The organism is Helicobacter pylori (genome assembly GCF_017594925.1).
GTDB lineage: Bacteria > Campylobacterota > Campylobacteria > Campylobacterales > Helicobacteraceae > Helicobacter > Helicobacter pylori_DP.
In genome coordinates this window covers 60,961-69,644 of record NZ_JAALNT010000007.1, presented here as the reverse complement: position 1 = coordinate 69,644, position 8,684 = coordinate 60,961, and the positions used below count along the sequence as shown (strand labels likewise).

Here is an 8,684-nt window from a genome sequence, read left to right as displayed (position 1 = left end):
TGGCAACATATTAGATCTAGCTAGTTATGGAGCGATGAAGCAAGAAAAAGCCCAATCGCTTTAGCGGTTGGGTAATTCACAAATGTATTCAATGATGCGCTAAAATCAGGGTTTTAAAAAAATAAGTTTTATAACAAAAATAAAACCTAAAAAATGCTAAAAAGTATTTTTTACAATCAAATAATAAAAGAGCTTAATTTTAATCAAGCGATAATTTCTTAAGGCGGTCTTAGGGGGTTAGGGGGTTTTTTAAGGGGGTTAAGGGGGTGTTATCGCAAAATGCCCCCCTATCCCCTTAAAAAAAAATAAATTTTATAACAAAATGACCAACGCCCCAAAAGTCAAGGACAAACCCGCTTGAAAAGGAAACCCCTAAGCTTTTAAACTCAGGGGAACGCTCTCAGAAAATCAGCGTTTCACAGAAACGATTACTTTAAGCCCCAAAAAAGCAAACTCAAAGTATAATGATCTCCAAGAGCGTTTGTTATGTGTCTTAGGCATAACATGCTCCTTTTAAGGTAGTTTGCCCCATAAAGCCACTTATGGGGCGTGATGAAATCCTACAGCAAACCCCCTTAAAATCTCATCTAATCAAAAACAAGGCGTTTTTAAAACATTAAAGAATGAGCGTTATTAAGCGGTATTGTTTAAAACTAATGCTTCAAACAATCTTCAAACAAATATTGATGCTCGCCAGGTAAAGCGTCAAATAAGGCTTTGGCTAAATCTTGCATTTCTTTTAAGGCTTTATTGCTGCTTCTTAAAGTCAATAAATTTTGCAAGCTCCTAGCGTTAATGCTATAGGCTAAATGCGTTTTATAGCTTTCAGGCATGGCGTATTTGGCTAAATCGTTTTTAATGTTATGCTCGCTCAATAAAACCCTGAGATTTTCTAAAGCCAAAACGCTCATTGCATTCACTTTTTCATTATCCACAAACACTAAAAACTCTTTGGCTCTTTCTAAATTCGTTTCATTAAGGGGTAAAAAGCTCTCCACTTCTTTCAATTCCCTTAAAGTGTAACGGCTTGATTTCACGCTCAAGCTCGCTATTCGATGCCGGCTCAATTCTTGCAACGCCCCCCTGCTCAAACCCTTGATTTCAAAATTGTAATAAAGATGCTCTAAAGTGGAAGAATGCCTAAAAATATTCCCCACCCTGTGGATGAGTTCCTTATCTTTACAACCTCCATCATCGCTGTATTCAAAGCTCTGCCAGCAAGTGCGGATCGCTTGGCTCGCAATGTCTAAAGGGGTGTAATGCTTACAAATCACTTCCATTATTTGACTCCTAATATCGCTTTTTATTCCACGGTAACGCTTTTAGCCAAGTTTCTTGGGTGATCCACATCGTGATTCAGGCGCATAGCGATTTCTAGGGCTAAAAGTTGCATCGCTAAATTCATGCGGAAAAATTCTTCCATGTAGCTTTCGCTCTTTTCTAATTGGATAAAATCATCAGCGATCTCTAAAATTTCAGAGCTTAACACGCAAATCGTAGAATCCCTAGCGCTCAATTCTTCAATATTGCTTTTGGTTTTATCAAATAACAAGTGCTTAGACAATAGAGCAATGGTAAAAAGGTTGGAATCCACCAACGCAATAGGCCCATGCTTCATTTCCGCGCTCGCATACCCCTCAGCGTGCAAATAGCTGATTTCTTTAAGTTTCAACGCCCCTTCTAAAGCGAGCGGGTAAAACACATCGCGCCCAATATAAAAAAAGCCATGCCCATGCAAGTAGCGTTTGGATAAGCGCTTGATTTTTTCATGCAATTTAGGCTCTACTTTCATCGCATTCACGCTATTGAGCATGTTTTTAGCCTGGATTCTTTCTTCTTCTTTAGAGATAATCCCTAGCTGTTTGCCTAGATACACGCTCAAAAGCCATAAAAGCATCACTTGCGAAGAAAACGCCTTAGTGGATGCCACGCTCCTTTCTACCCCCGCTCTAATCAAAAGCGTGTGATCACTAATCCTACTCATCATGCTAAAAGGAGCGTTACACAAACTAATGGTTTTAAGCCCTTGGGCTTTGGCTAATTTTAAAGCCTCCAAAGTGTCAGCGGTTTCGCCGCTTTGAGAAATCGCTATAAAAAGCTCGTTAGGGTTGCTTTTAAAATGGGCGTAGCGGTACTCGCTCGCTAAAATGGCTCTCGCTCTTATTTTGGCTAATCTTTCAAACAAATACACGCTCGCCAAACTCGCATGGTAACTGCTCCCGCAAGAACACAGCGTGATTTCGCTCACGTTTTCTAAAAATTCAGGATCGATCTCGCAATACACACTCAAGGCTTCCAAGCGCCCCTCTAAACACTCCAACAAACTGCTATGCTGCTCATAAATCTCTTTTTCTAAATAATTCCTAAAATCCCCTTTAGAATAATCCTTATTTTCAAAAGCGTAATCTTTCATGTTTTCAATATGTTTTAAATCTTTAAAATTTTCTAAAGAAATCTGCCCCACGCTGTTTTCTTCTAAAATGACAAATTGATCCACTTTAGGGGCTAGCACGCTCAAACTGGACGCAAAAAACACCCCTTCTTTGCCCTTGCCCACGATCAAGGGCGAAGAAGATTTAGCGTAAAACAAGCTCTCTTTAGCCCTTTTATGGAGCATCAAAATCGCATAACTCCCTTTTAAAAGGCTGATGCTTTTTTCAAAGGCTTTCAATAAATCGCTCTCGCTTTTAAGCGTTTCTTCTAATAAATGCGCAATGACTTCCGTGTCCGTTTGGCTTAAAAACGCATGCCCTTTATTTTCTAACTCCTTTTTCAAACTCGCGTAATTTTCAATAATGCCATTATGCACTAAGGCTAAATTTTCTGTAAAATGCGGGTGGGCGTTCGCGCTGCTTGGCTTGCCATGCGTTGCCCATCTGGTGTGAGCGATACTCACGCCAAAATTTAAAAACTCTTTATTTTTAAGCTCTAGTTTAAGGTTTTCTAATTTCCCTTGAGTTTTAAACACTTCCAAACGATTGCCGCTCAATACGGCTAAGCCAGCGCTGTCATAACCTCTGTATTCCAATTCCTTTAAGCCCTCTAAAAGAATGGATTTTTTCTCGCTATCCCCTATATAACCTACAATCCCGCACATTTAAAACACCAATAACCCTTTTTTGATTTTATTTAAAGCGTTAATAAGCTCCTTTAGGCGCTCCACTTCTTCGCTTAATTGCGTAAAAAACGCTTCATTCACGCCCTTTGGCATGTCCATGCTCCCTCTTTTAATTTCAATAAAATCCCCCAAACTCAAATTCGCTAATTTTAAAAGCATTTCAATTTCATTTTGCGAATCTTCAATATCCGCTAAAATCTTGCGTATTTTTTCAAACATTCAACCGCCTTTAATTTAGAATGCTCCATGATACTCCATGATAGCTAAACTATCAAACTATCAATGATGTTTTCTAAAATCTGTTTGACTTTGGCGTGGTTTTCTTTAAATTCCTTATGCGCGTTAAGCCCTACATGATTACTCACGCAAAAAATCCCTTTAGCCTTTAAAGAAAACGCCTTAGCCACGCTTAAAACGCTAAAAAACTCCATGTTTTCTAATAAAACGCCCTTTTGAACCATTTTTTTAGCAAACATTTCGCTGGTGTGGATATAGTTACTGCTATTCACACGCACCCTTTCAAAAAGAGCCTTCTCTTCAGTTTCTATGTGAATGGAATTATCCAAAGGCGTGTAGCTGTTTAAATGGCTAAAACTCTCTTCAATTTGATAGCCTTGAATGCTTTCAAACACGCTTAAAAACTCAATTTCTGGGCTATAGCTCCCTGCGCTCCCTATAAAAATAAGGCTCTTAATATCAGGGTTTTTTAAACACATTCTCGTTAAATTAATCGCGCTTCCTATCAAGCCCACACCAATAGGCGTCGCTTTTTTTAAAGTTTCATTCCTTCCAGTGCAAAGTAGCATGAAAATCCTTTTTTTCGCATCCATTAGCTTATTATAAAGCAAGCATTATAGACAAACCCTTAAAAGAAACACCTTAATTTTAGGGCTTCATTCACATTTCATTCACATGTTATTCCTTTTTCATTCACAACTTATTCACGCTATAATAACGCCATGGATACCAACAACAATATTGAAAAAGAAATCTTGGCGCTAGTCAAACAAAATCCTAAAGTTAGTCTCATAGAGTATGAAAATTACTTTAGCCAGCTCAAATACAACCCTAACGCGAGCAAGAGCGATATTGCCTTTTTTTATGCCCCTAACATGCTCTTATGCAATTGGATTACGGCTAAATACGGTGCGTTGCTTAAAGAAATTTTAAGCCAAAATAAAGTCGGCATGCATTTAGCCCATAGCGTGGATGTGCGTATTGAAGTAGCGCCTAAAATCCAAATTAACGCCCAAGCTAATATCAATTACAAAGCCATAAAAACGAGCGTCAAAGACTCTTACACTTTTGAAAATTTTGTCGTAGGCTCATGCAATAACACCGTTTATGAAATCGCTAAAAAAGTCGCCCAAAGCGATACCCCCCCTTATAACCCGGTGCTTTTTTATGGCGGCACAGGGTTAGGCAAAACGCACATTTTAAACGCTATCGGCAACCATGCCCTAGAAAAGCATAAAAAAGTCGTGTTAGTCACTTCAGAAGACTTTTTGACAGACTTTTTAAAGCATTTAGACAACAAAACCATGGATTCTTTTAAAGCAAAATACCGCCATTGCGACTTTTTCTTGTTAGATGACGCTCAATTTTTGCAAGGAAAACCCAAACTAGAAGAAGAATTTTTCCACACTTTCAACGAATTGCACGCCAACAGCAAACAAATCGTATTGATTTCAGACCGATCGCCTAAAAACATCGCCGGCTTAGAAGATCGCTTAAAATCGCGCTTTGAATGGGGGATAACCGCTAAAGTCATGCCCCCTGATTTAGAAACCAAACTTTCCATCGTCAAACAAAAATGCCAACTCAATCAAATCACTTTGCCTGAAGAGGTGATGGAATACATCGCCCAACACATCAGCGACAATATCCGCCAAATGGAAGGCGCGATCATTAAAATCAGCGTGAACGCGAACTTGATGAACGCTCCCATTGATTTGAATCTCGCTAAAACCGTTTTAGAAGATTTGCAAAAAGATCATGCTGAAGGCTCAAGCTTGGAAAATATCTTGCTCGCTGTCGCACAAAGCTTAAATCTCAAATCCAGTGAAATCAAAGTCTCTTCGCGCCAAAAAAATGTCGCTTTGGCGAGAAAATTAGTCGTGTATTTCGCCAGGCTTTATACCCCTAACCCCACGCTTTCGCTCGCTCAATTTTTGGATTTAAAGGATCATTCAAGCATTTCTAAAATGTATTCTAACGTTAAAAAAATGCTTGAAGAAGAAAAAAGCCCTTTCATCTTAAGCCTTAGAGAAGAAATCAAAAACCGCTTGAACGAACTGAACGACAAAAAAACCGCTTTCAATTCAAGTGAATGAAAAAAGGCTTATCAAAAAGCGTTTCATTCACTTCTTTTCAAATCCCACAACCCCCCTAAAAACGCGCACCTCTAAAGCTTTTTAATTTTTCATTCCACTCATTCACGCCCCTACTACTGTTACTAATTATTATTAATTAAAGTGTTACCTATCTATAACTTATTGATGACTTTTACTAAACCTTTTTTTAAGATATAATCCAAAAATCCAAAATAAAAAGGAACAAGCATGAAAAAATCCCTTTGTCTGTCTTTCTTTCTGACTTTCTCTAACCCTCTTCAAGCCCTTGTGATCGAGCTTTTAGAAGAAATCAAAACTTCACCGCATAAAGGCACTTTTAAGGCTAAAGTCCTTGATTCTAAAGAACCAAGACAAGTTTTAGGCGTTTATAATATCTCCCCACACAAAAAACTCACGCTCACTATCACCCACATATCCACTGCAATCGTCTATCAACCCCTTGATGAAAAACTTTCTTTAGAAACGACCCTAAACCCTAACCGTCCTATTATCCCTAGAAACACCCAAATCGTTTTTTCTTCAAAAGAATTGAAAGAGTCTCACTCGCACCAAATGCCTTCTTTAAACGCGCCCATGCAAAAACCACAAAATAAACCCAGCTCATCGCAACAACCTTCTCAAAACTTTTCTTACCCAGAGCCCAAACTAGGTTCTAAAAACTCTAAAAACAGCCTTTTGCAGCCTTTAGTAACTCCTAGCAAAGTAAGCCCCACTAACGAAACTCAAACGCCAACAAACGACACCAAACCCCCTTTAAAGCATTCTTCAGAAGATCAAGAAAACAACCTCTTTATAACGCCACCCACTGAAAAAACGCTCCCTAACAGCACCTCTAACGCTGATATTAATGAAAACAATGAAAGCAACGAAAATAGGGATAATGTGGAAAAACAAGCCGTTAGAGATCCCAATATTAAAGAATTTGCATGCGGGAAGTGGGTTTATGACGATGAAAACTTGCAAGCTTACCGCCCAAGCATTTTAAAACGCGTTGATGAAGACAAACAGACTGCGACAGACATTACCCCTTGCGATTACAGCAATGCTGAAAATAAAAGCGGTAAAATCACTACCCCTTATACTAAAATCTCCGTTCATAAAACAGAGCCTTTAGAAGAGCCGCAAACTTTTGAAGCTAAAAATAATTTCGCCATTCTTCAAGCCAGAAGTTCTACAGAAAAATGCAAAAGGGCTAGAGCAAGAAAAGACGGCACGACTAGGCAATGCTATCTAATAGAAGAGCCTTTAAAACAAGCGTGGGAGAGTGAGTATGAAATCACCACGCAATTAGTGAAAGCCGTATATGAACGCCCCAAACAAGACGACCAAGTAGAGCCGACTTTTTATGAAACCAGCGAATTGGCTTATTCTTCCACACGAAAAAGCGAAATAACGCGCAATGAATTGAATTTGAATGAAAAATTCATGGAATTTGTGGAAGTGTATGAGGGGCATTATTTAAACGATATAATCAAAGAGAGCAGTGAATATAAAGAATGGGTTAAAAACCATGTGCGCTTTAAAGAAGGGGTGTGCATGGCCTTAGAAATAGAAGAGCAACCACGAGCCAAAAGCACGCCTTTGAGTATTGAAAACTCTCGTGTGGTGTGTGTCAAAAAGGGGAATTATTTATTCAACGAAGTTTAAAATGGTGGCTTGAGGCGGAATCGAACCACCGACACGAAGATTTTCAGTCTTCTGCTCTACCGACTGAGCTATCAAGCCAAGCAAAAGACAATTATTACATAAAAAAGGTAAAATAAAGCTTAATTTTTAAAAAAATGACTAAAAAGATATAATTCACTCAAAATCAAACAAGGATTAAAATGAAATTGATTTCATGGAATGTGAATGGGTTAAGAGCTTGCATGACTAAGGGCTTTATGGATTTTTTTAATAGCGTTGATGCGGATGTTTTTTGCATTCAAGAATCTAAAATGCAGCAAGAACAAAACACCTTTGAATTTAAAGGGTATTTTGATTTTTGGAATTGTGCGATTAAAAAGGGCTATTCTGGGGTGGTAACTTTCACCAAAAAAGAGCCTTTAAGCGTGAGCTATGGCATTGATATGGAAGAGCATGACAAAGAGGGGCGTGTGGTAACTTGCGAATTTAAGTCGTTTTACTTGGTGAATGTTTATACCCCTAATTCCCAACAAGCCCTATCCAGGCTTAGTTATCGCATGAGTTGGGAAGTGGAATTTAAGAAATTTTTAAAAGCTTTAGAATTGAAAAAACCGGTCATTGTGTGCGGGGATTTGAATGTGGCCCACAATGAAATTGATTTAGAAAACCCCAAAACCAACCGAAAAAACGCGGGCTTTAGCGATGAAGAGAGAGAAAAATTCAACGAGCTTTTGAACGCCGGTTTTATTGACACTTTCCGTTATTTTTACCCCAACAAAGAAAAGGCTTACACCTGGTGGAGTTATATGCAACAAGCGAGGGATAAAAACATTGGTTGGCGCATTGATTATTTTTTATGCTCTAACCCTTTAAAAACGCGCTTAAAAGACGCTTTAATCTATAAAGATATTTTAGGGAGTGATCATTGCCCGGTAGGGTTGGAATTAGTTTAAAGGTAGAAAGTGTGCGAAATAAAGACAGAAAAAAGCCTTACAAAGGGTGAGTCGTATTCAAAAGCAAAAGGCCATTTGATCCCCACTTCAATACTAGCGTCATGGTGGAATAACACGGTTTGGAATTTAAACCCCACTAAACCCAACATCCTGAAATTTGAAGTTTTGAGCGAAAACCCTTGAATGCTGCGCCAGTCGTCAATGATGAAATTCGCGCTGTGTTTGGAAAGAGTCCATGTGTTTTCAGCAACTTGCATGCCATAAAAAAGGGAAAAAACATACAAGGGGTTTTTATTGTATTCCACGATCAAATCCCCTCCAAAGCCGTAAGTGAACATGTTCGCTTGAGTACCCGTTCTTTTATTGAGGATGACATTCCCATAATCCATAAAAAAGTAATAGCGCGAATAAAACCAGTAGTTAGTGGGGTTAATCTCCCAGCCTAAAGAAAAGCTCGCCCCTTCAATCGTGCGTTTGAGATCGTTGTATTTTTTCATGATCATTTTCCCCACCTGATATTGAGAAGCCACATAAAAACGGCTTTTGGCTTGCATAAGAGTAGGGTTTAAAAAATAAACGCTTAAAAATAAAGGGGTTACTTTTTTAAATAAATCCTTTGAAAAAAGTTTCACA

Annotated in this window: 9 protein-coding genes and 1 tRNA gene; 3 read left to right on the top strand and 7 right to left on the bottom strand. The window is 38.6% G+C overall.

What is annotated here, in order from left to right; all coding sequences use genetic code 11:
* Positions 1–408: 408 nt before the first annotated feature.
* From aapA3 to G6069_RS04095, 5 genes are all read right to left on the bottom strand, one after another.
* Positions 409–501, bottom strand: coding sequence for a hypothetical protein (gene aapA3 / locus G6069_RS08205; RefSeq protein ID WP_001126952.1), 93 nt, complete (start codon positions 499–501; stop codon positions 409–411).
* A 152-nt stretch (positions 502–653) separates the two neighbouring features.
* Positions 654–1,280 (bottom strand): FAD-dependent thymidylate synthase, encoded by a 627-nt coding sequence (gene thyX / locus G6069_RS04110; protein ID WP_000451923.1) that lies wholly within the window; start codon positions 1,278–1,280, stop codon positions 654–656.
* A gap of 23 nt (positions 1,281–1,303) precedes the next feature.
* Positions 1,304–3,097 carry a glutamine--fructose-6-phosphate transaminase (isomerizing) gene (glmS, locus tag G6069_RS04105; RefSeq protein ID WP_197293465.1) on the bottom strand — a complete coding sequence of 598 codons (1,794 nt, stop codon included), beginning with the start codon at positions 3,095–3,097 and terminating at the stop codon, positions 1,304–1,306.
* The gene (locus tag G6069_RS04100) at positions 3,098–3,337 is read right to left on the bottom strand and encodes a DUF2443 domain-containing protein (protein ID WP_000461837.1); all 240 of its coding nucleotides are present in this window, start codon (positions 3,335–3,337) and stop codon (positions 3,098–3,100) included.
* A 44-nt stretch (positions 3,338–3,381) separates the two neighbouring features.
* Complete coding sequence (locus tag G6069_RS04095) at positions 3,382–3,924, bottom strand: nucleoside phosphorylase-I family protein (RefSeq protein WP_197293464.1); 543 nt, start codon at positions 3,922–3,924, stop codon at positions 3,382–3,384.
* Positions 3,925–4,077: 153 nt separating this feature from the next.
* Here G6069_RS04095 and dnaA point away from each other — a divergent pair, with 153 nt between their 5' ends.
* Positions 4,078–5,451, top strand: a complete 1,374-nt coding sequence (dnaA, locus tag G6069_RS04090; protein ID WP_197293463.1) for a chromosomal replication initiator protein DnaA — start codon at positions 4,078–4,080, stop codon at positions 5,449–5,451.
* A gap of 228 nt (positions 5,452–5,679) precedes the next feature.
* On the top strand, positions 5,680–7,119 hold the full coding sequence (locus G6069_RS04085) for a competence protein (RefSeq protein WP_197293462.1): 1,440 nt from the start codon (positions 5,680–5,682) through the stop codon (positions 7,117–7,119).
* A 2-nt stretch (positions 7,120–7,121) separates the two neighbouring features.
* Here the strand turns inward: G6069_RS04085 and G6069_RS04080 are convergent.
* Positions 7,122–7,197, bottom strand: a tRNA-Phe gene (locus G6069_RS04080).
* A gap of 101 nt (positions 7,198–7,298) precedes the next feature.
* Between G6069_RS04080 and G6069_RS04075 the strand changes: the two genes are divergently transcribed.
* Positions 7,299–8,051 carry an exodeoxyribonuclease III gene (locus G6069_RS04075; protein ID WP_150200138.1) on the top strand — a complete coding sequence of 251 codons (753 nt, stop codon included), beginning with the start codon at positions 7,299–7,301 and terminating at the stop codon, positions 8,049–8,051.
* Here the strand turns inward: G6069_RS04075 and G6069_RS04070 are convergent.
* Positions 8,048–8,683: an outer membrane protein gene (locus tag G6069_RS04070; RefSeq protein ID WP_197293461.1), complete on the bottom strand. Its 636-nt coding sequence runs from the start codon at positions 8,681–8,683 to the stop codon at positions 8,048–8,050. The genes G6069_RS04075 and G6069_RS04070 overlap by 4 nt on opposite strands.
* Between the last annotated feature and the right edge of the window lies 1 nt (position 8,684).